Consider the following 25437-nt stretch of genomic DNA (forward strand, 5'->3'; position numbering starts at 1 on the left):
CTATGCCAGCACCTTCCCCCGGGGAATAGCCACCTGCACACCCTTGGCCGCAATGTTTAGTGCGGTTGACCAGCGTCCGTCTATCCTTGAGCCATGGCCATTTCCCTCGCCACCCTGCTCGGCGTGCACTCCCTCCACCTGTCCAATGCAGGCCTTGCCGAGACCACCTGGCACGAGGACATCAACTGGGTTGCCGTCACGGAGCTGGAGGACCCGCAGCGTTTCCTCAGCGGCGGCGAACTGGTGCTCACCACCGGCATGCGCCTGCGGTCCGCGCCCGAGCAGCGGCGCTTCGTCCGGCAGGTCCAGCGCGCCGGAGCCGTGGGCATCGGGTTCGGGACAGGGCTGACGCACGACGCCGTCCCGCCGGCCCTGATTGCCGAGGCCAACCGCTGGGGGCTGCCGATCGTCCAGGTGCCTTACGAGACTCCGTTCATTGCCATCGGCAAACTGGTGGCGGAAGCGCAGGCCGCTGATCATGTCGCCAAGCTGGAGCGCCTGATCGCGGGCCACCAGATCCTGGCACGCGCCCTCCTCACCGGCGGCGGCCTCACCCAGCTCCTCAAGCATCTGGGCGGCATGCTGAGGACAGAGATTGCCCTCACCCAGTTCACCGCCCACCTGTACAACAGCAGCACCGAGCTCCCCTTCGCTGACACGTGGGCCTCCTACCCCATCCCCACCGGCCGCCGCGATGCCTGCACGCTGTGGGTTCGCCAGCCGTTCGAGGATTCCGGCATTATCGGCTACGCCCAGAACCTGATCAGCGTGGAGCTGAACAACATGGTCAAGCAGCGCCAGGCCCAGCGCGCACTGTGTGGCCAGGTGCTGGAGGACGTCATCCACGGCTCCCTGGAGACCAGCGAGGCCCAGCGGCGCCTGGCCGGTGTGGGCCTGAACAGCACGCGCAAGAACGTGGTGCTGCTGGCGGTGTCCGCCGCCCATCACAAGGCACTGGTGAGCACCTCCGTGCCGCAGCCGCTGGAGAACGCGGTGGCCGCCGTCGTCGGGAAGGACCTGGTGGTGGTGATTAACGACGACGGCGGCTCGGCACCTGCGCTGGCCCGGAGACTCAGCGACCACCTGGCTGAGGCTGGGATCCACGCGACGATCGGCATCGGCGGCGCGTACACCAAGCCGAACGGCCTGCGCTGGAGCTACTTCGAGGCCCGCGACGCGGCCAGCCACGGCCTGCCGGTGAACGAGCCGGAACGGCTGAGCCTGACCTCCCTGCTGCTGGCCAGCGAAGACGTTCCCCTGGCCGACATGGCCCACGAGTCACTGAACCCGCTGCGAGCCTTCGACGCCGCCCACGGCGCGGAACTCGTGACCACCCTGGAAAGTTACCTGAGCAAGAACGGTTCCGTGGCCGCCGTCGCCGAAGCCCTGACCCTGCACCGGAACACCGTACGGTACCGGCTGGCGCAGATCACCGAGCTGACCGGCTACGATCCTTCGGTCACGGCGGACCGTGTGCAGCTGTGGTTGGCGCTCGCCGTGTCGCGGCTCGGAGCGCGGCAGGCCAGGTAGGCCAGCTGCCCTAAATGACCGTCCCCCGGAGGACCTTCCGGGACTTCTTTTGTTCCTTCCGGTACTCAGCTTCGGCCTCGGCCGCGAGCTGCACCTGCCGGGTATGGAGCGTGACGTAGGCTGACGCGACGGCCTCGGGCAGGTCCGGCGCCGCCGCCAGCTTGGCCAGCAGGTCCCGGGCCACCACGCTGTCGTGGAAATCGCCGAGGATCTGCTGCTGGCGGCGCGCGGCCTTGGCGATTTTCGTGGCGTGCTTGCCGTGGACCGGCTCCACGGATTCCGCCACGTGCCGCAGCCGCTTGGCGTCCTTGCGCACCTGGTGCAGCGCCGTCTCGTGCTCGGCTCCCCTGTGTGTTCGCCTGGCTGTCCTGGCTGCGCGCTCCAGCCTTTTGGCTGCCTTGGCCACCAGCTTGACCGCCGCCTTGCGGGCCGGGGCTGCGGCGCCCGGGCGGACCGGCGGGTTGTCAAGGAAGGCCTCGAGGCCGTCCAGCAGTTGGAAATAGCGCGCGGAAACCATCGCCATCTGGAGTTTCCGGTGGGCTGCGTCCCGGCTCGCTCCGAGGTCATCCTCCAGCCGGTCCTTCACCGCCGAGGCCAGTACCGGGGGCAGCTCCGCCGTATGCGCGCGCAGGCGGTCCAGCATGACTTCAGCGTCCCGCGGAACGCCCAGCACGCGGCCAAGCCATTTGAGCTCGGCACCGAGGTGCCGCACAGCCAGGGCATTGTAGAACCGCCGGTAGGCTTGCAGCGCCGAACGGGCCCGGCGGGTGGCCGACCGAAGGTCGTGCACAGCCTCGGGTTCCTCCAGGCGGATGCCGGGATCGTGCGCCAGGATCTCGCTGATCTGCTCAGCCAGGTAGGCGGTCAGGAGGTCCGACACGGGCCCCTTTATACCAGGACTTTTTGGGCCGGCAGCGGCACCGGACTCCCTGGCAGGCAGTGCCAGGACTTTTGCCAGCTTGGAGCCGTGCTTGGCCGGGAGCGCCCCGGCGGCCGCCAGGATTTCCTCAGCGGCCGGGAACAGTTCCGGACTCCCGTGCACCAGCTCGAGCTCCCATTCACGCCACTGCCGCGTCCGGGCCTCCCCCTCGGGCGCTGCCGCGTCCCCAACCGCGGCGCCCGCGCCGTCCCCCACCGCGGCGCCCGCGCCGCCCGCAGCGCCGAGCAGCTCTGCGCTCACGCGGTCATCCGCCAGGTCCGCCAGGTGGACACCGTCCGCGCCATATAACGCATAGGTGGTCCGCTGGGTTTTCAGCCGGACCACCGGGGCGGCGTCCTCGCCGCGGAGGTAGGCCAGCACGTGCGCCAAAAGGCTGTCAGGAACGACGCCGGGCTGGCCCAGCGGGGCGTGCAGCTCGCGGCGCCGCTGGGGTTCCGAGCCGGAGCCGCCGGTCCCGTCACCGGACCGGGGGCCCTCCACGGTCAGCTTCAGGTGCCAGCCGGCGTCGACTCCCCCGGTGCGGCGGCGAAGCGTGATGTCACGGGCGGCGAGCGTGTGGGTTTGCGTGTCGAAGTAAACCGCTTCCAAGGTGTCCACGTGGGGCTCCCCCACCCGGGAGACCCCGGGGATCTCCGCGAGCGACGGCACCCCGGTGTCCTGACCGACGTCGTACTTCTTTTCGACCTCAACTGCCTGCGAAGCCATGACCGGCCGTCCTTCCACGTTGATGGGCGCCAGATCCTGCCGGGCGAGTTCCCTTGGTCCCCGGGGCTGAACTCTGGTGGCCCCGAGTCTATGCCCGCAACATTAACGGCCGGGAGAGGTTTACCACAGAACCCTAGACATCAAACGTCAAATGTCTAACCTTAAGACATGACTGTTGCCCCTTCAGATGCCCCGACGCTGTCCGACGCGCCGCCCAAACCGCGCTCCGCCGTCGTCTTCGGAGTCATCGCGCTGGTGCTGATTGGGCTGAACCTGCGGGCGGGGATCGCGGGTGCTTCTGCCCTCCTCCATGATTTTCAGCAGGTCCTGGGCTACGGGCCGCTGGTGGCGGCGATCATCCCGTCCATCCCCACGCTCTGTTTTGCGGTGGCCGGGGCGGCGACGTCATGGCTGACCGGACGGCTCGGCGTCGAGAAGGCAATCCTGCTGGCGCTTGGTTTCCTGGCCGGCGGGCTGCTGCTCCGCGGGATCCCGGCAACGGGCATGCTGGTGGCGGGCACCGTGGTGGGGATGTCCGGCCTGGCGGTGTGCAATGTGGCCATGCCGTCGTTCATTCGCGAGCATTTTGCCCACCGGACCTCGGCGATGACCGCGCTGTACACCGTCACTATGACCACCGGCGCCACTGTCACCGCGGTCGCCGTGGTCCCGCTGGCCCTGGCGCTCGGCTCGCCGTCCGCCGCGGTGGGCGTAATCGGGTTCCTGGCGGTGGCTGCCTTCCTGGGCTTCCTGCCCGTCGTTCTGCATGCGCACCGCAACAGCGTCCGGAGCACGGCTGTCCGCATCTCCCCGTGGCCACTGCTCCGCACCCCGAAGGGCCAGCTGCTCACGGCCATCTTCGCTCTCCAGTCGCTGCTCGCGTACGCGCTCATCAGCTGGTTCCCTTCCATCCTGATCAGCATGGGGCTCAACGCGGCGGACAGCGGCCTGATGTACGGGCTCATGCAGCTGGTCTCTGTGCCGGCCGGCATGTTGGTGATCGCCATCGGCTCCCGGCCCCGGATGCTCCGCCCCGCGCTGTATCTGGTCAGCCTCATGATGGTGGCCGGCATGGCCTCGCTGCTGTTCCTGCCGGTGGGCCTGGCCGTCATTCCCGCGGTCCTGCTGGGCTTCGGCCTGGGAATTTTCCCCCTGGTGATGGTGATGATCAGCCGGAGCGGGACAAGCACTGCCGAGACCACGGCCTTGTCCACGCTGGCGCAGTCCACCGGCTACTTGCTGGCGACTGCCGGCCCCTTCGGTGCGGGTCTGCTGTTCAGCGCTACCGGAGGCTGGACCCTGCCACTGGCACTGCTGCTGGGCCTCGCCGTGGTCCAAGTGGTGGTGGCCCACCTGATCTCGCGTGCCCCCTTGTCCGGCCTGAAGTAGTAGGACGCCATGACCCTGAGCACCTCACACCGCCAGCCTCTCGCCGACGAGGTCACCGCCAAACTCCGGCAGATGATCCACTCCGGCGAGTGGCCCTTGGACCAGCGCATCCCCTCTGAACCGGAACTGATGCAGCGCCTGGGCGTCTCGCGCGGCACGTTGCGCGAAGCCATCAAGGCCCTGGCCCACAGCGGGATGCTGGAGGTCCGCCGCGGCGACGGCACCTACGTCCGCGCCACCAGCGAGATGTCCGGCGCCGCCCGGCGCATGTACCAGGACCACACGGACGAACACATCCTCGAGGTCAGGCTGGGCCTGGATACCCAGGCGGCGCGTCTTGCCGCCCGGAATGCAACGGCCGACGACGTCGCCGCACTGCGTGCCGTGCTCGCCACCCGGGAAGTCGCCTGGAACGCCGCAGACTTCGAGGGTTGGGCCCGGGCGGACTGGGACTTCCATGCGCGCGTTGCCCGGGCCTCTGGGAACCCGCTGCTGCACGAGCTCTACGTCAGTTTCGGTGACGTGTTCCACCAGGACCTGCTCAAGCAGCAACGCAAGGGTGGGCTTGACGGTCTTACGCACGAGGGCCATGGCGCCCTGGTGGACGCGATCGAGGCCCACGATGCCGACGCCGCAGTGGCCAGCGTCAACCAGAACCTGAACACCTGCGCGGAGTGGCTGCGGGCGTAATCCCGTCCTGCGTGGTGGCCCAACTAGGTAGCACTAAGTGTCGTTATGAGCGCTCATAACGACACTTAGTGCTACCTACTTTCAGGGGCGCGCGAAGGTGTGGTTTCTCCGCGGGCCAGCCCCATCAGTAGGCTTACTACCTGACGCAGGTAGTTACGCCCCGGGTGCCTCCCGCATCCCGGGTGCCCGCCGATGACCAGGAGTTTCCATGTCACGAGCAACCCACCAGGCCCCGAACGAAGAAACCCCGAGCGAAGTGACCCCGGCGAAGCCTCGGGAGCGGAAGCCGCCCGGCGCGCTGTGGGCCGACGGGCTGGGAAGAGTGGGTATCCGTTCGGCCCAGGTCCTGCTGATCCTGGCAGTGGCCGTGGTCTCTGTGTACGCCCTGATGCAGATCAAGCTTCTGGTCATTCCGGTCCTGATCGCCCTGATCCTTGCCGCGGCCATCGGCCCGTTCGTCAACGTGCTCCGCCGCCGCGGTCTGCCGGGCGCCGCGGCCACGGGACTGGCGTTTGTGGCGCTCCTGCTCCTGCTGGCCGGCGTTGGGACGGTCATCTACTTCTCCGTCCGGAGCCAGTGGGCCGAGCTGGCGCAGCAGGCCTCCTCGGGACTGGACGAGCTGGAGCAGTTCCTGCTCACCGGTCCAATTCCGATCGACCGGGAGCAGCTGAACCAGGCACGGGAGGGGATCATCCAGTTTGCCACCAGCAGCCAGGTCCGCTCGGGTGCCATCACCGGACTGTCCGTGGTGACAGAGTTCCTGGCCGGAAGCGCACTGATGGTGGTCATCCTGTTCTTCTTCCTCAAGGACGGCGCCAAAATCTGGAACTTCTTCCTGCGACCCTTCAGCGGGCAGCGGGAAGCAAAACTCCGCCGGGTGGGCAGCCGCACGCTCGAAGTCCTGGGCGGCTACGTCCGCGGCACCGCCATCGTGGCCCTGGTGGATGCCGTGGCCATCGGCGCGGCACTCCTGATCCTGCAGGTTCCACTGGCGTTCCCGCTGGCCATCATCATCTTCATGACCGCTTTCATCCCGCTGGTGGGAGCCACGGTTGCCGGCATCCTCGCGGCCCTGGTGGCCCTCGTGGCCAACGGTCCGGTGGTGGCGCTGATCGTGGTGGCCGTGGTGATCGCCGTGAACCAGCTGGAGGGTGACCTGCTGCAGCCGATCGTGATGGGCAAGTCGCTCCAGCTTCACGCGCTGGTGATCCTGATGGCCCTGACTGCCGGCACCATCCTGGCGGGCATCATCGGCGCGGTCCTGTCTGTCCCCATGGCGGCCGTCATCTGGGCTGTCATTCAGGTGTGGACCGCTGAGGATCCGAACCTTGAGGACGAGAATCCGGACCTCCCGCCGCCCAACAGCCAGCCGGTCTGAGCCGGCTCTTCAAAATCGAGGCGCCTATCCCCTGGCGCGCTGGAAATATCGGGCGCGCCAGCTCTTCTGCGCGTCGCAAGCCGCTTTGCGCGTCGCAAGCACAGCGCCCGACGACGGTCCGGCACCTGGGTGCCGAACCGCCGTCGGGCGTCACCGCGTCTTAGTACTGCCGCTACCGCTTAGGGGCGGAGGCCCTGGAACACGTTCTTGGGCCGCTGCATCTCGCCGTGCTTGGCACCCAGGACAATCACCGCGGCAGCGAAGGCCGGGACGGCCCACTGCAGCACCTTGAGCTGCTGCTGAGCCGACTGCAGTTCCTCGGACGCACCGGGATTCGGCTCGGTGGCGCCCCGCGCTCCCTCGTCCGCGAGCTTTTCTACCTTCTTGCCAAGGATGCCGGCGTAGAGTGTCACGGCGGCACCGGCAACCGTGACCGCCGTCTTGATCGCGGTATCGCGGGCCACACCGTCCTGCTTCGCGATGCGTCCCTTGTTTTCCCACGCGATGGCGAGGTCAGCCACCAGGTGCGCGGCGAAAGCCGCAGTCTGGATCGGAGCCCACTTCATCCAGCCCGCGCTGGAAAGACGGGTACGTTCCGTCGGATCCTTGGCCTCCGCCGTCGCCCCGTTCAACCCGATGGCGCCCATCAGCGCGCCGCCGAACCATGCCGCAGCGCTCAGATCGTGAACGGACCGGGCAACAAGATTTCCTGCCATGATGTGGTTTCCTAACGTCGAACTGGTTCCGAAATGCCGCTGGTGCGGTCTGTACTGGCTGTGCCCCGTAAGGTCATTGACAAGCTATGATAAGCACACTTACCAATGTTACGAAACCCCGACTTCCACCATGGTTGCGCGTAATATCTTCGCCATAGACAGACGCACATGACCTGGCCCGGAGCCGGCACACTGCACGCCTAAAGACCGACGAACGGCAATAATGGCAGACGGGGAATCCAGCATCAGCGAGGCGGCAGACGCCGTCGAGGAGGCGTCCGACACCAAGGCGCTGGACGTTGTGGCGCGCTCGGGTTTTGCCGTGATGGCCCTGCTCCACATCATTGTTGGCGTCATTGCCATCGCCCTGGCCTTCGGTCAGCCGGGGCAGGCGGAAGCCACCGGTGCCATCGAGCAGCTGGGCGCCAACCCGTGGGGACCGGCCGTGCTGTGGTCGTGTGTGGTGGCGTGCACCGGCCTGGCGTTGTGGCAACTGAGTGAAGCCACCCTGCGTGCCCGGCACCTGCCCAGTGCGAAGCGCTGGGGAAAACTGATCTCGTCAGGATGCCTGACCATTGCCTATGGCAGCGTGGGGCTCAGCTTTGCGGGGTTCGCCGTGGGAATTCGCGGAGACTCGGGAGACACCACCCGGGATTTCAGCACCGCCCTCCTGGATGCGCCGTTCGGGCTGCCTGTGCTGGTGGCGGTGGGCCTGACCACGATGGGCGTCGGCGTCTACTTTGTGGTCAAGGGTGTCCGGCGCGGGTTCAAGGACGAGCTCTTCCGGTTCGAGGGCACCCGCCGCGGCAGGCTGATTGATACCTTGGGCGTAACGGGCCACGTGGCTAAGGGAATCGCGCTGAACCTGGCCGGGCTGTTGTTTGTGATCGCCGCCGGGAAGCAGAGTCCCGAGGAATCAACCGGTCTGGACGGCAGCCTGAAGGCACTCCGCGACCATCCGTTCGGCCCGCACCTGCTCGTCGCCATCGGGGCGGGCTTTATCTGCTACGGCCTGTTCGCGCTGGTCCGGGCCCGTTTTGGCAGGATGTAGGGCCCCGGACGAAAAAGCGCGAACCGGCAGCTAATGACCTCAAATTTGCGGTTTGCGGTCATTAGCTGCCTGTTCGCGCTGTTGTGCGGGTGCTGGCTCGGACTAGACGTTCGCGGCCACGCCGTCGCGGGAGATGGCAACCATGTCCTCGCGCGGCACCACCTTGATGCGCTCACGCTTGACCTCAACACCGTGCGAACCGCCGGCCTCCGTGGCCGCGGCACCAAGGGCGAGCTCGTGCGCGTCCAGCGCGAGCCAGCCTTCCCAGCTGGTGAACTTCACCCCGCGGGCGTCGAGGAGTTCGACGACGGCGTCCGCCTCGGGAACAGCGGCGACCGGCAGGTTTTCGCGGTCTTCCAGCAGGTACGTCACGGTCTCGAGTGCGTCGCCCTTGGTGTGGCCGATCAGGCCTACCGGTCCGCGCTTGATCCAGCCGGTGGCGTAGATGCCCGGCACGTGGGTGCCGGCGGCATCCAGGACGCGGCCGCCGTCGTTCGGTACCACGCCCTTCTTGTGGTCGAATTCGATCTCCGGGAGCGCCGAACCGAAGTAGCCGATCGAGCGGTAGACGGCCTGGACCGGGTAGTCCACGAACTCGCCGGTGCCGCGGGCGTTGCCCGTGCCGTCCAGCTCGGTGCGCTCGAACTTCATGCCGGCAACCTTGCCCGGCGCCACGGCGTCGTCGTAAATTTCCACCGGGCTGTGCAGGAAGTGCAGGTGCAGGCGGCGGGAGGCGGTCAGCTCGGAAAGGTCCTCGGGCTGCTCGGCGATCCAGTTGGTGAGGGTGCCCACCATGGTTTTGGTCTGGTTGTTGCTCTGGATCTGGCGGTCCGATTCCTCGTCGAACTCGAAGTCCTCGGCGTAAAGGATGATGTCCACGTCCTTGGAGTGGCTCAGTTCGCGGAGCTCCAGCGGCGTGAACTTGACCTGGGCCGGGCCACGGCGGCCGAAGACGTGCACGTCCGTGACGGGCGAGTTCTTCAGGCCTGCGTAAACGTTGTCCGGGATTTCGGAGACCAGCAGGTCGTCGGCGTGCTTGGACAGGACACGGGCCACGTCCAGGGCCACGTTGCCGTTGCCGATCACGGCGATTTCCTTGGCGTCCAGCGGCCATTCGCGGGCGACGTCGGGGTGGCCGTCGTACCAGGAGACGAAGTCCGCTCCGCCGTAGGAGCCGTCCAGCTCGATGCCCGGGATGTTCAGGTCCGCGTCCTTGATGGCGCCGGTGGCGAAGATGACGGCGTCGTAGTGCGTGCGGAGGTCCTCGATGGAGATGTCCGTGCCGTAATCCACGTTGCCGAAGAAGCGGATGTCGCCGCGGTCCAGGACCTTGTGCAGGGCGTTGACGATGCCCTTGATGCGCGGGTGGTCCGGGGCCACTCCGTAGCGGATCAGACCGTAGGGTGCCGGGTAGCGGTCAAAGAGGTCGATGCTCACGGTGAGCTCGCCGCTCTTGACGGCTTCGCTCTTGGTGAGGATGTCCGCGGCGTAGACGCCGGCCGGGCCGGAGCCCACAACGGCAACGCGCAGCGGACGCTCGGCAGATCCTACGGAGGTGCTTGATGACACGGCTGTGTTCCTTTTGTTCGTACCGGCCCAACTAGGTAGCACTAACTGTCGTTTTGAGGGCTCATAACGACAGTTAGCGCTACCTAGTTGGGTGGGTGGCTAGGTGGTGAGGGCTCTTGCGGTGGTGCGGGGGCTGTTCGGGGTGGTGGTGCTGTAGTCCGCTGTCTTGAAGTGCGACGGCGCGAACGGGCTGACGCGGACAACGTCGCCGATCACAATCACGGCAGGATTTGCGACGCCGGTGGCTTCCGCCTGGTCGGCGATGGAACCGAGCGTGCCGATCGTCACGCGCTGATTCGGCAGATAGCCGTTCTCAACGATGCCAACTGGAGTGTCCTGAGGCAAACCGGCGCCGGCCAGGGCAGCGGCCGAATCCCGAAGTGCGGCCACGCCCATCAGCAGGATGATGGTGTGATCTGCCCGGGCGGGGACCTCGGACAGCTCCTCGTGGCCGGTGACCACACTGAAGCCCTTGGCCAGGCCGCGGTGAGTCACGGGGATGCCGGCGGCGGCCGGAACGGAGATCGCGGACGTCACGCCGGAGACAACTTCAACCTCGACGCCGTGCTGCCGGCAGTATTCGGCTTCCTCGCCGCCGCGGCCCAGGACGTACGGATCGCCACCCTTGAGCCGGACCACGCGGTGCCCCATCAGGGCTTCGTCCACCAGGATCCGGTTGATCTCGGCCTGCGGCACGGGATGGTGGCCGGGGGTCTTGCCCACTTCGATCACGCGGACGTCGGGGGCAAGTTCGTTGAGCAGTTCGCGCGGGCCGAGGCGGTCTGCCACCACAACGTCGGCCTGGCCGAGCAGCCTGCGGCCGCGGACGGTGATGAGGCCGGTGTCGCCGGGACCGCCACCCACAAGGGCCACGGAGCCCGCAGACGCACGACGGCGGCGCAGCGGGAGGTCGCCGGTTTCCAGTGCGGTGGCGACGGCGTCACGCAGGGCCATGGCGCGGCGCGGGTCTCCCCCGGCGTTCACGGCGATCTGCACGTCATCCACCACGGCGACGGCGGGCGTCCACGCGGCTGAGGCTTCGTGGTCGGAGGCGTTGACGCACCAGATGCGCTGCGCCTCGGCGTCGACCGACACCTGGGTGTCCACGGCGGGATCGCCGGTGGCCGTCTGGACGAACCAGACGCCGTCGACGTCGGACGCAAGGTATGTGCGCGGCTCCCAAGTGAGGAGGCCGGCGTCGGCCAGTTCGCGGAGCGCGGCGGAGGCAACGGGAGCCACGACGGTGACCCGCGCACCGGCGTCGAGCAGACCCTTGGCGCGGCGGGCTGCCACGGGGCCGCCGCCCACCACCAGCACGGGGCGGCCGAGCAGCCGCAGTGCTGTGGGGTAAATATCCTGAATTGCCATGAATCAACGGTAGGGCCGCGTCGTTTCACCAACAACGGCAGCGGAAACACCAGTTCACGTAGGGTAACGGGGCGTCACATTCGGTGCTGCCCGGTTCGGGGCTACTTCACGGCGATGAGCTCGATCAGCCGGATGTTGGGATCCCTGGCCAGGAGGCTTGGGCCGTGTTCGCCGAGCGCCGCCGGGATGGCACCGTTGAGATGCTCCTGCCGCGCTTCCTCAGTCTCGAAGGTGTCGAAGATGCCGAAGGTGTTTTCGTCGACGCGGAAGGCGTACCAGGTTTTAGTGCCCGGCTCGGTGGCCACGATGTCACGGCCTCCGCTGAGGAAGTCCCAGACGTCCTGCTCCTTGCCCGGCTTGGCCTCGACCAGTGCCAGTACTCCAAAGTTAAGCGCCATTGCAGTCTCCTCAAGAACATCAGCGGAATCGGCCGCCTGCCGGCCTATTCCAGAGTCTAGGAAGATGCCCGGACCAGAACAAGGGTCCGACGGAATGAAGGAGTCCGGTGAGGGCGTCGCCCTGTGAGTCCCGGCTATTGGCCGTACAGTCCAGTACTGAGATAGCGGAAGCCGGAGTCGACCATGACGGTGACAACGGTTGCGTCTGGACCGAGCTGTTCGGCCACACGCAGCGCGGCCACGACATTTCCTCCGGAGGAGGTCCCGGCAAAGATGCCTTCCTCGCGGGCAAGCCGCCGGCTCATCGCCATCGCTTCGTCGGATGAGACCCGTTCAATCGCATCCACCTCCGCTGGCTCCCAAAGCGGGGGAATAAAGCCGATGCCGGTCCCCTCGATCCGGTGCGAGCCCGTCGGGCCCCCGGAGAGTACGGCAGACTCGGCCGGCTCGACGGCGACGACCCGCAGCCCGGGAAGGTGGGCGCGAAGGGCACGCGCCGTGCCGTGGATCGAGTGGGCGGTGCCGACGAACTGGACGAAAGCGTCGACGCGGCCATAGGACTGCTGCCAGATTTCCTGGCCCAAGGCGAGGTAACCCGTGATCGCATCCCGGTTGTTGAGCTGGTCGCAGGCCCAATGGCCCGGCTGCGCGCTCAGTTCACCCGCCCGGGCGATCATCGCTTTGATCAGCTGCTCCGTGATTTTTCCGTGGTCGCTTGGCACGTCCTCGACCGTTGCTCCGAGCGCCTCCATGGTGCGGCGCTTCTCATCGCTGAACGCGTCCGAAAAAACGACGTGGAGCCGGTAACCTTCGGCTGCGCAGACCAACGCGAGCGAGATGCCTGTTGTCCCGGCAGTGTACTCGACGACGGTGTCACCCGGGCTGAGGTCGCCGCGGGCTTCTGCACCCCTGATCGCGGCCACGGCCATCCGGTCCTTCATGCTCCCGGTAGGGTTCGCAAACTCCAGCTTCGCGAGCACCCTGGCCGATCCCGCCGGTACCACTTTGCCCAGCTCGATCAGTGGCGTAGAACCTATCCCCGCCAGTACGCCCCCGCCTGCCCCCACCGCACGTTCCATGGTCTTCCTCACATCGCGCAACGCCCGCCCTGATGACTCCGGATAAGTCCCAAGATATACCCCTCAGGACCGAGAGCCGCGTCATATTCCCTGCTCAGGCCGCCGACGTCCGTCAGCCAGACCAGGGATTCAATGCCCGTGGCGCTGCGGATCGCCAGGACCAGCCGTTGAATGTCCTGGCCGGCCCATTGGCCCTGGAGCGGGGCAAGCGCCTCCGAGATCCAGGCGATCGCACGCCCCTGCCGCAAGGGCAGGCTCCGGGCGCCCGTCCCCCGGCTGCTCCAGGGAAAGCCTCAACATGGTCCGCTGCTGCGCCTCGGTTTCGACGATCATTCTGGTGAACTCCACCACCACGGCATCCAGCCGCTCCGCGACGTCTTCCCGTTAAGGACGCTTCATGCTGTCCAAGGGCCCGCCAGGAACCGGCCACGGTGCGCGATTAGGCGTTGCAGGTAACCGCGGAGAATCAGCCGCTCAGCGAGGCGCCCCAGAATGCCGAATGGCGCGGTGAATTCGACGCGGTCCGTCATGATGCTGCCAGTCTCAGTGGCCTGGAACTCATGGACATGGCGGAATGACTTGAACGGCCCCCTGACCTGATCATCCGTGAAGCTGGCGGGAAACTCCAGCGCTGTGATGCGGCTGGTCATGGTTAGCGGAACGCCGAAGTGCCGGGCCCGCCAGGTCACTTCCTGGCCTTCATCGATCAGCCCGGACATGACTCCCGCAATGGCCCGCTCCCCCGCACCCCGCTGCGAGTCCACGTGGGCGTCAACGCTGCGCGCGAGGTCGAACAGACGCTCCGGGGGCAGTGCGGACTCGGTGCGGCACACGAAGCTTACGGTCATGGCGCCAGTCTGCCAGACCCACATTGGTCGCGGAAGCAGCAGCAGAGCCCGACGGCGGGTCTCGCCGTCGGGCTCTGCTGTTAGGTTTCGCGGGGGTTGGGTTTTGCGGGGCGTTGCCGGTGCGGCCTAGCGGGTGCTTCCCGAGAGGAGGCCTCGGCTGCGGAGGAGGCGCTTCTCGATCGGCGCGAACACCAGCAGCTCAATGAGGATGCCGACGGCCAGGATCAGCAGGATTGCGGACATCACGATAGTCATGTCGGCCAAGTCGCGGCCCTGGTTCAGCATGGAGCCGAGGCCGAAGCCTATGGTGCCGCCCACGGCGATGATTTCCGCGGCCATAAGCGATCGCCAGGAGAACGCCCAGCCCTGTTTGAGCCCGCTGAGGTAGCCGGGCAGCGCGGCAGGCAAGATGATCTGCACGGCCATCTGGAAACGGTTCGCACCCAGGACGGTGCCCACCCGTCGGTACTGCGGCGGGATCTGGTCCACGCCGGAGATCAGCCCGTTGATGATGGACGGGATCGCACCCATAAACACCACGAAGTAGACCGTGGCGTCAGTAAGCCCGAACCAGATGATGGCCGCGGGCACCCAGGCTACGGACGGCAGCACCTGAAGGCCGGAAATCAGCGGCCCGAAGGCACGGCGCAGCGGCGCAACCTGGGCCAGCAGCAACCCCACCGGCGTGGCAATGGCAACGCTGATCAGGAACCCGACCAGCCCGCGCTGCAGCGAGGTCCACACCGCTTCCTGCAGTTTGGCCTCACCCCAGAGGATGCCGATCTGGCCCAGGACGTCGAGCGGACCGGGCACAAGGTCGCGGCGCTTGAGGCCCAGGGATACGTAGAACTGCCAGATCAGGACAAGGACCACGAGGGCCGCGACGGGCAGAAGCACACGGCTCCAGTCGATACGGTGCTTGCGCGCGGCGTCGGACTGGAGCGAATCCAGCCCGGCCTCGAGCTCGCGCAGGTCCTCATGCCCGGTGGAAGTTCGGGTCAGGGCGGCGTGGACTTTGCGGGTTTCCGGCTTGCTCTCGACCACCGGTTCGGTCTCGGCGAGGGGCGTGGGGTTACTTGGCATGGCGGCGAATCTCCTCCCGCAGCCGGGCGGTGATGACCCCGGTCAGCTGTCCGGCCAGGCCGGCGTCGGTTCGGTGTTCCTCGGTGACGGCCCATTCCTGGACCACGCGGCCGGGCCGGGACGACAGCAGCAGCACACGCTGGCCCAGCCGCACGGCCTCGCGGACGTTGTGGGTCACAAAAACGATTGTCCGCCCGGTTTCCTTCCAGATTCGTTCCAGCTCGTCGTGCAGCAGGTCGCGGGTGATGGCGTCCAGGGCGGCAAACGGCTCATCCATCAGCAGCAGCTGCCGGTCCTGCGACAAGGCACGGGCCAGTGCCACGCGCTGGCGCATGCCGCCGGAAAGCTCGTGCGGACGCTTGTCCCCCGCCTCGCCGAGATGCACCAGCTCGAGCAGCTCGTTGGCCTTGATCCGGCGTTCAGCCTTCCCCACACCGCGCAGCTTCAGGGCCAGCTCGATGTTCTCCCGCGCCGTCAGCCAGGGGAAGAGGGCAGCGTCCTGGAACATAAAGGCTGCTCCGTCGCTGGGTACTTCAAGGGCGCCCGACGTCGGGACCTCCAGTCCCGCCATGATGTTCAGCAGGGTGGATTTGCCGCAGCCGGATGCACCGAGGAGGGCTACGAATTCGCCCGCGCCGATATTGGCGTTGACGTCGTCCAGCACCGGGGCGCCGTCGCCGAAGCGCTTGCCCAGGTTTTCCAGTACGACTGGCATGGTCCCGTCCTTAAGTAGTTGGTGCGGTAGGTGGCGGTCAGTCCTGGCCGAGGCCGGCCGCGGAGGCCCGTTCGGCGGTCCCGGTGACTTCGTTCAGGGCACGGAGGTCGAACAGTCCGGTGATGTCCGCCTGCTTCGTGGTGCCGGCTTTCACGCCGTCTTCGAGGAGCTTGGGGTAGGTTCCCGCGAGCGGATCCACCGTGAAAACCACGTTCTGCAGGGCTCGGTCAAGGACATCGGCGGGAAGCGCCGCGCCTGCCGATTCCTGCAGGGCGCCGTTGATGACACTTGTTTTCTCTGCGGCAGGCGCGTCATTCAGCCAGGCCACGGACTCCACGTGGCCGCGCAGCAGGGCTTTCACGGTGTCCGGGTGCGCGGCGGCGAACTTCTTATTCACAATCAGGATGGTGGTGGGGAACTCGCCGGCCTTGCCGGAATGCGAGCCGTCCCAGAGGTCCTTTTCGTCCACCAGGACCTTGGCTCCGGCCTGGAGCACCAAACGGGACGCCCACGGCTCAGGCAACCACGCGCCGTCGAGCTTTCCATCCTGGAACAGTTTCAGCGTCTGGGCGTTCTCCGTGGGGTTGATTGAAACGTCGCCGCTGCCGTCCACGTTGGTCTTGTAGCCCTGCGAGCCGAGCCAGGCGCGAAGCGCCACGTCCTGCGTGCCGCCCAGCTGAGGCGAGGCCAGGGTCTTGCCCTTGAGCTCGGCCGCCGAGTTGATTTCCGGACGCACAACCAGCTGCGCCCCACCCGCTGCGGCGCCCGCGATGACGCTGACGGACTCCCCCTCGCTCTTGACAAACGAGTTGATCGCGGGATTCGGGCCGATGTATGCCGCGTCGATGGCGCCGGCGTTCAGGGCCTCGATCGCGGCAGGCCCGGCGTTGAAAGTTTCGGTGCTGAGCTTGGTGTTGCCCAGATTCCGGGCGAGGATCCCCTGTTTCACGCCCACCAGGGCCGGGGCATGCGTCAAGTTACCGAAGTAGCCAAGCTTCAGTTCTGCGGCCGGAGTGGGCGACGGGAGGGCTGCCTCTGCCGCAGTATTACGGGAGATGGACGACGCCACAACGGCACCGGCGGCGATCAGGAAGACGAGCCCGATGGCCAGGGCCGCCTCGATGGCACGCTTGCGCTTGGGTACGGCGCTTTCGCCTGCCACGATGCGGGTCATCCCGGGCTTGGAACTAGTCATTGTTTCACCATAGGGAGTGACCTAAACCCATTCAATGAAGCAGAAACGGGGGGTCACGCGGGTTCATGCAGCGTCACATTCCGGGCCCGGCTCAGTCCCCTTTGACGTTGACCAGCTGCCGCAGTTTGTGGCGCACCGTGACCAGGTCCGCCGCGTCCCTCATCACCACATCGATGGGTTTGTACGCCGCCGGAATTTCGTCGATGAACGCCTCGGTTGCCCGGAATTCGATGCCCTGCATGGCCGTCTTCAGCTCGGCCAGCGAGAACGTTTTTCGGGCAGCCGTCCGGGAGTACTCGCGGCCGGCCCCGTGCGGGGAGGAGTTCAGCGAGACGGGGTTCCCCAGCCCCTCCACTACGTACGACGCCGTCCCCATGGACCCGGGGATAAGTCCCGGATCGCCGTGCTCGGCTCTGATCGCCCCCTTCGCGATACCCACACGGATTTGCCGTAATGGGTCTCCTGCTGGGTGAAGTTGTGGTGGCAGTTGATCCGCTCGCGCTCCTTGACATGGCCGCCCACCCAGTGCCCGAACTGAGTAATGACGCGGTCCATCATTTCCTCGCGGTTCAGAAGGGCGAAATATTGCGCCCAGCGAAGTTCCTTGATGTAGCGGGCGAACTCGCTGGTACCCTCCTCCAGGTAGGCGAGGTCCGGGTCAGGCAGCCTGGTCCCGCGTTTACGCGTCACCTGCTGGGCGACGCCGATGTGGTGCTGCGCGATCTTGTTGCCCACGCCCCGCGAGCCCGAGTGCAGGAACAGCCAGACGGCGTCGGTTTCGTCGGCGGAGACCTCGATGAAGTGGTTGCCTGATCCCAGCGAGCCCAGCTGAAGCTCCCACTTGGCCAGATACTGGGCCGGGTTGAAGCCGGCCTGCGCCGCCAGCTTCCGGAGCTCGGCAACGCGCGGTTCGGCAGTGGCCATGACCCGCCGGTTGTTGTGCCCGGCGGACAACGGAATGGCCCGTTCGATGTCCTCGCGCAGCCGTTTGCGGTCCTTGGGCAGGTCCTTGACCGAGTACTGGGTCCGCACGGCGATCATGCCGCAGCCGATGTCCACGCCCACGGCGGCCGGGATGATGGCGCGCAGGGTGGGGATCACCGAGCCGACGGTGGCGCCCTTGCCCAGGTGCGCGTCCGGCATCAGGGCAAGGTGCGGGTAGATGAACGGCAGCGTGGACGTGGCCAGCGCCTGCTCGCGGGTCTTGGCGTCCAGGATCGAGGCCCAGCTGATGAGCTTGCTGTTGATGGTCTCCACGCCGCGCCTCCCACTGACGATCATGGTGCGGCAGACTCAGGCCCACAAGCCCTAGGAACAGCTCTGCCCCGCATAACCGGTGTTGGGGCAACACCGTTCATGCGGGGCAGGGCAGCTCAAGCTCGGGCTTAGATGGAGTAGCGCTCGTCCTCGTGGTCGCCCGGGTGGTCCTTGACGAGGCCCGCGGCCAGCGTGTTGCCGTCCAGCGGGTCGATGACGAGGAACGCGCCGGTGCGGCGATGGTGCAGGTAGTTCTCCAGCGGCAGCGGCGCGGCGAGCCGGAGCTGCGCGTGGCCGATGTCGTTCAGCTCCAGGCTGGACGCGCCTTCGAGCTTGAACGTGGCCAGGTCCAGCTTGCCGCTGACGCTGCGGACCAGCGCCTGGACGGTGCGTGTGCCGTGCTTGACCAGCACCTTGGCACCTTCCCGCAGCGGCTTCGGCGACAGCCAGCACAGCGCGGCGTACAGGTCGGCGGTGGACTCGCGGACGGTGCCGGAGGCGGCGATCGTGTCACCGCGGGCCACGTCGAACTCATCCGCCAGGCGGATCGCCACGGACTGCGGGGCGAACGCTTCCTCCAGCGAATCACCGGCGAAATCGATGCCAATCACCGTCGTCGTGCGCGGAGCCTGGCCCGGTGTCAGCACGGACACCGAATCCCCGACTTTCACCGAACCCTCGGTGATCTGGCCGGCGTACGCGCGGTAGTCACGGTAGGCCTCAACGTCCAGGCCGCCGGCAACGGCGTCGGGAGCCAGCGCACCCTGCGGCCGGATGACCAGCTGCACCGGGAAACGGAAACTCTCCAGCTGCGTGTCGATCTCGTCTGCGGCGGGCAGGGTCTCGAGGACCTCCAGCAGGGCGGGACCGTCGTACCAGGGGGTGCGCTCGGAACGGTCCACCACGTTGTCGCCGTCGAGGGCGGACACCGGGATCACCAGCAGGTCATCGATGTGGTCCGCGCTGCCCAGCTCGGCGGAGCCGATGCCCAGTTCGCGGGCCACCTGCTGCACATCGGCCTGGATCTCACGGAACACGGACTCGCTGAAGTCCACCAGGTCGATCTTGTTCACGGCCACAATCACGTGCGCCACCCGCAGCAGCTGCAGCACGGACAGGTGCCGGCGCGTCTGCTCCAGGACACCCTTGCGGGCGTCAATGAGTACGACGACGGCATCCGCCGTGGACGCGCCCGTCACCGTGTTTTTGGTGTACTGAACGTGCCCGGGGCAGTCGGCCAGGATGAAGCTGCGCTGGTCCGTGGCGAAGTAACGGTAGGCCACGTCGATGGTGATGCCTTGCTCCCGCTCGGCGCGCAGGCCGTCGGTCAGGAGGGCCAGGTCGATGCCGCCTGCCGCGCCGCCGAAGCCTCGGTCCGCGGAGGTGCGGGCAACGGCGTCGAGCGTGTCAGCAAGAATCGCCTTGGAATCGTGCAGGAGACGGCCCACCAAAGTGGACTTCCCGTCGTCGACCGATCCCGCGGTGGCGAAGCGGAACAGCGTGGTGGGCAGGGCTGTTTCCAGCTCGGCGGCCAGGAGTGAAGTTTCGGTGCTCATTTAGAAGTAACCATCCTTCTTGCGGTCTTCCATGGCGGCCTCGGAGATGCGGTCATCTGCACGGGTGGCGCCACGTTCGGTGATGGTGGAGGCGGCAACTTCGATCACAACGTCGCTCACGGTGGCTGCGTCCGATTCAACGGCACCGGTGCAGGACATGTCGCCCACGGTGCGGTAGCGGACGGTTTTGACGATGACTTCCTCGTGCGGCAGCGGCTGGGAAACTTCGCCGACCGCACGCCACATACCGTCGCGGGCAAACACTTCGCGGTCGTGGGCGTAGTACAGGCCCGGCAGCTCGATGTTCTCGCGTTCGATGTAGCGCCAGATGTCCAGCTCGGTCCAGTTGCTGATGGGGAACGCGCGGACGTGCTGGCCCACGGTGTGGCGGCCGTTGTAGAGGTTCCACAGCTCGGGGCGCTGGTTGCGCGGGTCCCACTGGCCGAACTCGTCGCGGAGGCTCAGGATGCGCTCCTTGGCGCGGGCCTTGTCCTCGTCGCGGCGGCCGCCGCCGAAGACGGCGTCGAACTTGTTCTGCTGGATGGCATCCAGCAGCGGGACGGTCTGCAGCGGGTTGCGGGTGCCGTCGGCACGCTCGGCCAGTTCGCCGCGGTCGATGAACTCCTGCACGGAGCCCACCACGAGCTTCAGGCCAAGGCGCTCCACGGTGCGGTCACGGAAGTCGATGACCTCGGGAAAGTTGTGGCCGGTGTCCACGTGCAGCACGGGGAACGGGACCTTGCCCGGCCAGAAAGCCTTGGTGGCCAGGTGCAGCATCACCACGGAGTCCTTGCCGCCGGAGAACAGCAGCGCAGGCTTCTCGAACTCGGCGACGACTTCGCGGATGATGTGGATCGCTTCGGACTCGAGGGCGTCCAGGCTGGAGAGGCGCGTGGATACGGCGGCTTCAGTCACCTGGGTGGTCTCCTCAGTTAGGAAAGTGCTCATACGTGTAGTCCGCATTCTGTCTTGTCGGTGCCTGCCCAGCGGCCGGCGCGGGGGTCGTCGCCGGGCGCTACCTTGCGGGTGCAGGGCTGGCAGCCAATGGAGGGGTAACCCTGCGAAAGCAGCGGGTTGACGGGCAGGAGGTTGTCATCGGAGTACTGGACCAGCTGGTCGAACGTCCACGCGGCCACCGGGTTGACCTTGACCAGGCCGTTGACGTGGTCCCAGGTCACCAGCGGGGTGTTGGTCCGGGTGGGGGCCTCGTCGCGGCGGACGCCGGTGAACCAGAGTTCGTAGCCGGCCAGGGTGCGGCGCAGCGGTGCCACCTTGCGGAGGGCGCAGCACTGGGCGGCGTCGCGGGCAAAAAGATCCTTGCCCAGGAGCCGGTCCTGCTGTTCCACGGTGCTCTCGGGAAGCACGTCCACCACGTTGACGCGGAGGTTCGCGGCCACCTCGTCACGCGTGGCGTAGGTTTCCGGGAAGTGGTAGCCGGTCTCCAGGAACAGGACGTCGACGCCGGGCATCTGGTCAGCGACCAGGGCCGGCAGGACGGCGTCGGCCATGGAGCACGCGACGGCGACCGCTGAGAGGTCGAAGTTGCGCTCCACCCAGGCGATCACGTCGCGGGCCGGGGCGTCCCAGCCGAGCTCGGCAGCACCGGATTCGGCGATGACCTTCAGCTCGTCGTGGGTGCGGAGGACGTTGGCAGGTTGAGTGTTGCTCACTGGAGGGCCTCCTCGTCTGCTGCGTGGGCCCATTCGGCGAAGGTCTGGCCTTCGGCGCGCTGGGCCACGAACGTGCGGACGACGCGTTCCACGTAGTCCGGCAGGTCCTCGACGTACACCTTCAGGCCGCGGACGGTGCGTCCCAAACCAGCCTCTTCGCGGCTGTTGGAAGCCAGCCCGCCGCCCAGGTGGACCTGGAAACCCGGGGAGGGGTCGCCGTCGGGCGTTGGCAGCATCATGCCCTTCAGGCCGATGTCCGCGGTCTGGATGCGGGCGCAGGAGTTGGGGCAGCCGTTGATGTGCAGGGACAACGCGTGCGGCAGTTCGCCGGACTCCGCGAGGTCCGCCAGGCGGCGTTCCAGTTCAGCGACGGCGGTGGCGGCCGTGACCTTGGTTTCCACGATGGCCAGCTTGCAGTATTCGATGCCGGTGCAGGCGATGGTGCCGCGGCGGAACACGGACGGGCGTGCGGAGAGGCCTAGGGCATCCAGCTCGGCAACCAGCGGTTCCACGTGGTCCTTGGCAACGTCCAGCACTACGAGTTTCTGGTGCGGGGTGGTGCGCAGGCGGTATGAGCCACGGGCCTCGAGGGTGTCCGCGAGCTTGATCAACTGAGCGCCGGACAGGCGGCCTGCCAGCGGGGTGGCGCCGATGAAGAACTTGCCGTCCTTCTGCTCGTGCACACCGATGTGGTCGCCCGGCGTGGTGGGCTTGGGCGCGGCGGGCCCGTCGGCCAGCTTGTAGCCCAGGTATTCATCCTCGAGGATCTGGCGGAATTTCGCCGGTCCCCAGTCGGCCATCAGGAACTTCAGGCGGGCCTTGGTGCGCATGCGGCGGTAGCCGTAGTCGCGGAAGATGCTGGTTACGCCGAGCCAGACTTCGGCGGCTTCCTCGGGCTTCACGAAGGCACCGAGGCGCTTGCCGAGCATCGGGTTGGTGGACAGCGCGCCGCCCGCCCAGAGGTCGTAGCCGACGCCGAGTTCGGGGTGGCGGACTCCCACCAGGGCGAAGTCGTTGATCTCGTGCACCACGTCCTGGCTGGGGTGGCCGGTGATGGCGGTTTTGTACTTGCGCGGCAGGTTGGACAGCAGCGGGTTGCCGATGAAACGCTCGCCCAGCTCCGCGATAAGCGGCGTGGGGTCGATGATCTCGTCCTTGGCGATGCCGGCCACGGGCGAGCCCAGGATGACACGGGGCACGTCGCCGCAGGCCTCGGTGGTGGACAGGCCAACACCCTCAAGCCTGTTCCAGATCTCGGGGATGTCCTCCACGCGGATCCAGTGCAGCTGGATGTTCTGGCGGTCCGTGAGGTCGGCGGAATCCCGGCCGAAATCAACGGAAATCTGGCCGATGACACGCAGCTGCTCGGTGGTCAGCGCACCGCCGTCGATCCTGACCCGGAGCATGAAGTACTTGTCTTCCAGCTCGTGCGGCTCGAGCGTGGCGGTCTTGCCGCCGTCGATCCCGGGCTTGCGCTGGGTGTACAGGCCCCACCAGCGGAAGCGGCCGTGGAGGTCCTGGCTGGGGATGGCGTCGAAGCCGTCCTTGGAGTAGATGGTCTCGATACGCTCACGCACGTTGAGGCCGTCGTCTTCCTGTTTCCAGGTTTCGTTGGCGTTCAGCGGGGTTTTGCCGTCCACTTTCCACTGCCCGTGCGGCTTTGCAGCGGGGCGGGAGGCACGCGCGGGGCGTTTGGCGGCGGCGGGGTCCACGGACGCTCCGGCTAGAGCTGTATCAGTCATGCATCGACTGTAAGTGCCCGCCGAAGCGCGTCACAAAGGCCCGGAAACGGGAGGTCACCTAGGGAAACAATTCGTCACGAACCGCCGGAGAGCCTTGAAGAAGGCCGCCCGCTGTGCTTCGACACGTGATTGTTCTTAGACGCCGATGGCACCCTCGACCCATGGACGAGGGTCGCGGCCAGGGGTAGTCTTGGGCTTGCCCTAGCAGAATTTCTGAATAAGTCAATATCTGCTGTTGGTCGCGACTTTCGCGCTGCTAGCTGGGAAGTTGCGCAGAGTTTGGCCCCCGTAACTACTGGGAACCTGGGGCTGTTATCGGTCGTGGCGGCATCGAGGCCGGCACAACTGACTCGATTAAACTCGAAATCTTTGGTTTGAAACCATTGCTGCCCCCAGGAAGTAACCATGAAATCCCACCTCCGCCCCCTCTTGATGCTGTTCGCAACCATTCTGCTCGTGTTCATGACAGGACTATCAGCAGCCCAAGCCGCCAGCCCGCACTTTAAGCGTGGCGGTACGCCTGTCTGTACCGTGGTCCTTTCGGACGGCAGGAGCACTGCAACAACCGTCTGCAAGGCCACACTCGCGGGCCTTGGAAATGAAGATCTCGTGGCCACTGTCTCCGTTGAGGGTACTGCCGTTTATCAGTGCCAAAACCAGGGCGGAAACGTCGCACCAGGACAAAACAAGGTACTGGTGGGACCGGCAACGGTAGCCACTCCAGTTCCTCGCGATGCTGTCAAGAACGGGACCCTCAGACTCACCACACTTCCAGTCGTACTCACGGCTCCCGAGACAGTGAGTGGAGCCGACGCTGGGTGCCCGAACCCGAACTGGACAGGCGTCAACCCGGTGCTGACGGTGACGTCAATCACCCTAGTGATCGAACAGCCCCTTGGAACTGTCATTTTCACCTGCACAGCGAGCAACCCGGACGGACTGACCGGAACGGTGCCGCTTACCTGCTAAAGAGCCCGAGTCCGGGGACAGCCTGATCCCCGCGGTTCAAGCTGCCCCAATTGCAAGGCTCCAGAATGTGCTTCCCTCGGAGGCGCATTCCGGGGCCTTCGGCCTGCCCGGGTCACCCGGCTGCGACGGCGGCATCGAACCGTTCCAGCGCGATCTCGGCGAGTACCGGGGACGGCAGCAGTGGTTCCGTCACGAGGTCGGCGCCGGCTTTGGCCAGCTGGTCGTGGAAGAACCCCGGCGCGAGCAGGTAGGAGGCAATCACCACGCGGCCGCCGTCGTCCACGGCCCCCGCGGACTCCCCCGCCCCGGCACCTCCGGCCAGCTCCTGGCGGAGCATGGCGACGGCGTCGGGCACCGACGGCTGGGCAGAGGCACCGTAGGCGGGCAGAATCCGGTTGCGCCGCAGCTCCCGCAGCTGGTCAGCGAGCTCTTCGACGCTGCCGGCGGCGTTGGGGTTGGAGGAGCCGGCGGCGGCGAGGACGATCGCGTCGCGGTCCGTGACGCCGGCTTCGCGGAGGCGCTGGTCCAGGAGGGCGGCGAGCCGCGGGTCCGGGCCGAGCGGCGCGGCAGCCAGGCTGCCCGTACGGCTTTTCACGGCCCGGGCGATGTCCACCTTGACGTGGTAGCCCACGCTCAGCAGCAGAGGCACGACGACGGCTTTGTCCGCTTCGGGCAGCGACGCCACCACGTCCACGAGGTCCGGCTGCTGGACGTCCACGTAGGCCTCGCGAACGTCAAGGCCCGGGCGCAGGGCAGCGATGTTTGCGCGCAGGGCGTTGACCTCCGCGGCGCCCTGAGTACTGGACGTCCCGTGGGCGCAGGCGATCATGATCGGGTTGTTCATAGGGGCTAGCGTAACGTTGGAGCCGCCCTGTCCGCCCACCATGAAACTGCCGGGACGCCTCATGACATTGCCGTTCGACACATTGCCGTTCGGCATCGACCTTGTATGGCTGGACCTGGCCGGAGTCTTCTTCTTCGCCGTCTCCGGGTCGTTGTTGGCGGCACGGAAGCAGTTCGATCTGGTGGGGTCGCTACTGCTGGCGTCCCTGGTTTCCCTCGGCGGGGGCGTCATCCGCGACATCATCCTCAACACCACGCCTGCGGCCTTCTCCAACCCCGCGTATCTGGTTCCCCCGGTGCTGGCGACCGTCCTGGTGTATTTCCTGTACTCCAGCGTGCAGCGGTACACCTCGCTGCTGGTGCTGTTCGACGCAGGCGGGCTGGCCCTCTTCTGCATCACCGGAACGCTGAAGGCCCTGGCCCTGGGGATGAACCCGGTGGCCGCCATGCTGCTCGGCGTGACGACGGCGGTGGGCGGCGGCCTGCTGCGGGACATCACCGCGAACGAGGTGCCTCAGCTGTTCAACCCCCGGGACCTCTACGCGCTGCCGGCCTTCAGCGGGGCGGCTTTGACCGCGCTGCTCTGGGTGACAGGGGCCTTCAACGCGTTGACGGCGTGCGCGGTGGCGGCCGTGGTGTTCGCTTTCCGAGTGGTAGCGTGGCGCCGGTCCTGGTATGTTCCGCTGGCCGTGCATGGCTGGCACCGGCGGGGCTCCGGTGGCGGCTCGGGAGCTCGCCGCAGTTAG

The 25437-nt window shown here is 66.9% G+C and carries 22 protein-coding genes and 1 pseudogene; 6 read left to right on the forward strand and 17 right to left on the reverse strand.

Translation table 11 applies throughout. The annotated features are described in order from the left end of the window. Positions 1-93 precede the first annotated feature (93 nt). The gene (locus ACX80X_RS14095) at positions 94-1530 is read left to right on the forward strand and encodes a PucR family transcriptional regulator (protein WP_459312400.1); all 1437 of its coding nucleotides are present in this window, start codon (positions 94-96) and stop codon (positions 1528-1530) included. Positions 1531-1540: 10 nt separating this feature from the next. On the opposite strand, the gene ACX80X_RS14100 is transcribed toward ACX80X_RS14095, so the two are convergent. Then, entirely contained in the window at positions 1541-3175 is a 1635-nt protein-coding gene (locus tag ACX80X_RS14100; RefSeq protein WP_459312402.1) for a CYTH and CHAD domain-containing protein, read from the reverse strand. Positions 3176-3343: 168 nt separating this feature from the next. Between ACX80X_RS14100 and ACX80X_RS14105 the strand changes: the two genes are divergently transcribed. The 3 genes from ACX80X_RS14105 to ACX80X_RS14115 all read left to right on the forward strand — a co-directional run bounded on the left by ACX80X_RS14105 (position 3344) and on the right by ACX80X_RS14115 (position 6632). Next, the gene (locus ACX80X_RS14105) at positions 3344-4564 is read left to right on the forward strand and encodes an MFS transporter (protein WP_459312404.1); all 1221 of its coding nucleotides are present in this window, start codon (positions 3344-3346) and stop codon (positions 4562-4564) included. Positions 4565-4573: 9 nt separating this feature from the next. Further along, the gene (locus tag ACX80X_RS14110; protein ID WP_459312406.1) at positions 4574-5254 is read left to right on the forward strand and encodes a FadR/GntR family transcriptional regulator; all 681 of its coding nucleotides are present in this window, start codon (positions 4574-4576) and stop codon (positions 5252-5254) included. Positions 5255-5462: 208 nt separating this feature from the next. After that, positions 5463-6632: an AI-2E family transporter gene (locus ACX80X_RS14115; protein WP_459312408.1), complete on the forward strand. Its 1170-nt coding sequence runs from the start codon at positions 5463-5465 to the stop codon at positions 6630-6632. A gap of 179 nt (positions 6633-6811) precedes the next feature. Here the strand turns inward: ACX80X_RS14115 and ACX80X_RS14120 are convergent, their stop codons facing one another. After that, positions 6812-7348 carry a hypothetical protein gene (locus tag ACX80X_RS14120; protein ID WP_459308278.1) on the reverse strand — a complete coding sequence of 179 codons (537 nt, stop codon included), beginning with the start codon at positions 7346-7348 and terminating at the stop codon, positions 6812-6814. Positions 7349-7571: 223 nt separating this feature from the next. On the opposite strand from ACX80X_RS14120, the gene ACX80X_RS14125 reads away from it, so the two are divergent. Further along, positions 7572-8399, forward strand: a complete 828-nt coding sequence (locus ACX80X_RS14125) for a DUF1206 domain-containing protein (protein ID WP_252608406.1) — start codon at positions 7572-7574, stop codon at positions 8397-8399. Between the two features lie 102 nt (positions 8400-8501). Here the strand turns inward: ACX80X_RS14125 and ACX80X_RS14130 are convergent, their stop codons facing one another. The 15 genes and pseudogenes from ACX80X_RS14130 to ACX80X_RS14200 all read right to left on the reverse strand — a co-directional run bounded on the left by ACX80X_RS14130 (position 8502) and on the right by ACX80X_RS14200 (position 24692). Next, positions 8502-9968 (reverse strand): FAD-dependent oxidoreductase, encoded by a 1467-nt coding sequence (locus ACX80X_RS14130; RefSeq protein ID WP_252598523.1) that lies wholly within the window; start codon positions 9966-9968, stop codon positions 8502-8504. Between the two features lie 99 nt (positions 9969-10067). After that, on the reverse strand, positions 10068-11336 hold the full coding sequence (cobA, locus tag ACX80X_RS14135) for a uroporphyrinogen-III C-methyltransferase (protein WP_252598524.1): 1269 nt from the start codon (positions 11334-11336) through the stop codon (positions 10068-10070). Between the two features lie 101 nt (positions 11337-11437). Further along, positions 11438-11734, reverse strand: a complete 297-nt coding sequence (locus ACX80X_RS14140) for a putative quinol monooxygenase (protein WP_252569815.1) — start codon at positions 11732-11734, stop codon at positions 11438-11440. Between the two features lie 134 nt (positions 11735-11868). Next, a complete protein-coding gene (locus ACX80X_RS14145; protein ID WP_252569818.1) occupies positions 11869-12813 on the reverse strand; it encodes a PLP-dependent cysteine synthase family protein in 945 nt (314 codons plus the stop codon). Between the two features lie 8 nt (positions 12814-12821). Next, complete coding sequence (locus tag ACX80X_RS14150) at positions 12822-13061, reverse strand: hypothetical protein (RefSeq protein ID WP_252573537.1); 240 nt, start codon at positions 13059-13061, stop codon at positions 12822-12824. A gap of 147 nt (positions 13062-13208) precedes the next feature. Beyond that, positions 13209-13661, reverse strand: a complete 453-nt coding sequence (locus ACX80X_RS14155) for an SRPBCC family protein (RefSeq protein WP_459312410.1) — start codon at positions 13659-13661, stop codon at positions 13209-13211. Positions 13662-13787: 126 nt separating this feature from the next. Further along, positions 13788-14744, reverse strand: a complete 957-nt coding sequence (locus ACX80X_RS14160; protein WP_252598527.1) for an ABC transporter permease — start codon at positions 14742-14744, stop codon at positions 13788-13790. Continuing rightward, on the reverse strand, positions 14734-15459 hold the full coding sequence (locus tag ACX80X_RS14165; RefSeq protein WP_141141322.1) for an ABC transporter ATP-binding protein: 726 nt from the start codon (positions 15457-15459) through the stop codon (positions 14734-14736). The genes ACX80X_RS14160 and ACX80X_RS14165 overlap by 11 nt, the downstream gene beginning before the upstream one ends. A 37-nt stretch (positions 15460-15496) precedes the next feature. Next, the gene (locus tag ACX80X_RS14170) at positions 15497-16633 is read right to left on the reverse strand and encodes an ABC transporter substrate-binding protein (RefSeq protein ID WP_252613922.1); all 1137 of its coding nucleotides are present in this window, start codon (positions 16631-16633) and stop codon (positions 15497-15499) included. A 112-nt stretch (positions 16634-16745) separates the two neighbouring features. Then, positions 16746-17911, reverse strand: a pseudogene (locus tag ACX80X_RS14175) (RtcB family protein). 128 nt (positions 17912-18039) lie between these two features. Further along, complete coding sequence (locus ACX80X_RS14180; protein WP_459312413.1) at positions 18040-19467, reverse strand: sulfate adenylyltransferase subunit 1; 1428 nt, start codon at positions 19465-19467, stop codon at positions 18040-18042. After that, complete coding sequence (gene cysD, locus ACX80X_RS14185; protein WP_058931586.1) at positions 19468-20415, reverse strand: sulfate adenylyltransferase subunit CysD; 948 nt, start codon at positions 20413-20415, stop codon at positions 19468-19470. It lies immediately after the preceding gene. Next, a complete protein-coding gene (locus ACX80X_RS14190) occupies positions 20412-21170 on the reverse strand; it encodes a phosphoadenylyl-sulfate reductase (RefSeq protein WP_459312415.1) in 759 nt (252 codons plus the stop codon). Before ACX80X_RS14190 ends, cysD begins: the two co-directional genes overlap by 4 nt. Beyond that, complete coding sequence (locus ACX80X_RS14195) at positions 21134-22879, reverse strand: nitrite/sulfite reductase (RefSeq protein ID WP_252598531.1); 1746 nt, start codon at positions 22877-22879, stop codon at positions 21134-21136. Before ACX80X_RS14195 ends, ACX80X_RS14190 begins: the two co-directional genes overlap by 37 nt. 1081 nt (positions 22880-23960) lie before the next feature. Next, positions 23961-24692: a sirohydrochlorin chelatase gene (locus ACX80X_RS14200; protein WP_252608390.1), complete on the reverse strand. Its 732-nt coding sequence runs from the start codon at positions 24690-24692 to the stop codon at positions 23961-23963. A gap of 61 nt (positions 24693-24753) precedes the next feature. On the opposite strand from ACX80X_RS14200, the gene ACX80X_RS14205 reads away from it, so the two are divergent. Beyond that, on the forward strand, positions 24754-25437 hold the full coding sequence (locus ACX80X_RS14205) for a trimeric intracellular cation channel family protein (RefSeq protein ID WP_459312417.1): 684 nt from the start codon (positions 24754-24756) through the stop codon (positions 25435-25437).

The organism is Pseudarthrobacter sp. MDT3-1 (assembly GCF_054510755.1).

Bases quoted from the DNA above. Each gene is read 5' to 3' on its own strand.
- cobA (WP_252598524.1), bottom strand. From the start codon at position 11,336: ATGGCAATTCAGGATATTTACCCCACAGCACTGCGGCTGCTCGGCCGC.
- ACX80X_RS14190 (WP_459312415.1), bottom strand. From the start codon at position 21,170: ATGGGCCCACGCAGCAGACGAGGAGGCCCTCCAGTGAGCAACACTCAA.
- ACX80X_RS14160 (WP_252598527.1), bottom strand. From the start codon at position 14,744: ATGCCAAGTAACCCCACGCCCCTCGCCGAGACCGAACCGGTGGTCGAG.
- ACX80X_RS14095 (WP_459312400.1), top strand. From the start codon at position 94: ATGGCCATTTCCCTCGCCACCCTGCTCGGCGTGCACTCCCTCCACCTG.
- ACX80X_RS14125 (WP_252608406.1), top strand. From the start codon at position 7,572: ATGGCAGACGGGGAATCCAGCATCAGCGAGGCGGCAGACGCCGTCGAG.
- ACX80X_RS14195 (WP_252598531.1), bottom strand. From the start codon at position 22,879: ATGACTGATACAGCTCTAGCCGGAGCGTCCGTGGACCCCGCCGCCGCC.
- ACX80X_RS14115 (WP_459312408.1), top strand. From the start codon at position 5,463: ATGTCACGAGCAACCCACCAGGCCCCGAACGAAGAAACCCCGAGCGAA.
- cysD (WP_058931586.1), bottom strand. From the start codon at position 20,415: ATGAGCACTTTCCTAACTGAGGAGACCACCCAGGTGACTGAAGCCGCC.
- ACX80X_RS14120 (WP_459308278.1), bottom strand. From the start codon at position 7,348: ATGGCAGGAAATCTTGTTGCCCGGTCCGTTCACGATCTGAGCGCTGCG.
- ACX80X_RS14180 (WP_459312413.1), bottom strand. From the start codon at position 19,467: ATGAGCACCGAAACTTCACTCCTGGCCGCCGAGCTGGAAACAGCCCTG.
- ACX80X_RS14200 (WP_252608390.1), bottom strand. From the start codon at position 24,692: ATGAACAACCCGATCATGATCGCCTGCGCCCACGGGACGTCCAGTACT.
- ACX80X_RS14105 (WP_459312404.1), top strand. From the start codon at position 3,344: ATGACTGTTGCCCCTTCAGATGCCCCGACGCTGTCCGACGCGCCGCCC.
- ACX80X_RS14155 (WP_459312410.1), bottom strand. From the start codon at position 13,661: ATGACCGTAAGCTTCGTGTGCCGCACCGAGTCCGCACTGCCCCCGGAG.
- ACX80X_RS14145 (WP_252569818.1), bottom strand. From the start codon at position 12,813: ATGGAACGTGCGGTGGGGGCAGGCGGGGGCGTACTGGCGGGGATAGGT.
- ACX80X_RS14140 (WP_252569815.1), bottom strand. From the start codon at position 11,734: ATGGCGCTTAACTTTGGAGTACTGGCACTGGTCGAGGCCAAGCCGGGC.
- ACX80X_RS14170 (WP_252613922.1), bottom strand. From the start codon at position 16,633: ATGACCCGCATCGTGGCAGGCGAAAGCGCCGTACCCAAGCGCAAGCGT.
- ACX80X_RS14110 (WP_459312406.1), top strand. From the start codon at position 4,574: ATGACCCTGAGCACCTCACACCGCCAGCCTCTCGCCGACGAGGTCACC.
- ACX80X_RS14165 (WP_141141322.1), bottom strand. From the start codon at position 15,459: ATGCCAGTCGTACTGGAAAACCTGGGCAAGCGCTTCGGCGACGGCGCC.
- ACX80X_RS14100 (WP_459312402.1), bottom strand. From the start codon at position 3,175: ATGGCTTCGCAGGCAGTTGAGGTCGAAAAGAAGTACGACGTCGGTCAG.
- ACX80X_RS14205 (WP_459312417.1), top strand. From the start codon at position 24,754: ATGACATTGCCGTTCGACACATTGCCGTTCGGCATCGACCTTGTATGG.